Origin of the sequence: Streptomyces panaciradicis, assembly GCF_023516615.1 — a bacterium.
Lineage (GTDB): Bacteria > Actinomycetota > Actinomycetes > Streptomycetales > Streptomycetaceae > Streptomyces > Streptomyces panaciradicis.
This window is the reverse complement of sequence record NZ_JAMGBF010000357.1, coordinates 1-328: the sequence shown is the minus strand read 5'-3', so window position 1 is coordinate 328 and position 328 is coordinate 1. Positions and strand designations below refer to the sequence as shown.

1 pseudogene is annotated in these 328 nt (G+C 72.3%); it reads left to right on the top strand.

Features of this window, described 5'->3' with window-relative positions:
- Nucleotides 1-328, top strand: a pseudogene (locus M8J74_RS44350) (phosphopantetheine-binding protein); the annotation flags it as partial.

The following is a 328-nucleotide window of genomic DNA, read 5'->3' as shown; positions in this document are numbered from 1 at the left end:
GTCCTGTGCGGCCTGTTCGCCGAGGTCCTCGGCCTGCCGTCCGTCGGTGTCGACGACGACTTCTTCCGGCTCGGCGGCCACTCGCTGCTCGCCACCCGGCTGGTCAGCCGGATCCGCACCGTCCTGGGGGCCGAACTCCCGGTCCCCGCCCTCTTCGAGAACCCGAACGTGGCCAGGCTGGCCGAGCGGCTCGAGGGCGCCGAGAGCGCGCGCCCCAAGCTGCGGCCGATGCGCCGGATGGGAGCCTCCCAGTGATCCCCTTGTCCTACGCCCAGCAGCGCCTGTGGTTCCTCGCCCAGCTGGAGGGCCCCTCGGCGACCTACAACAT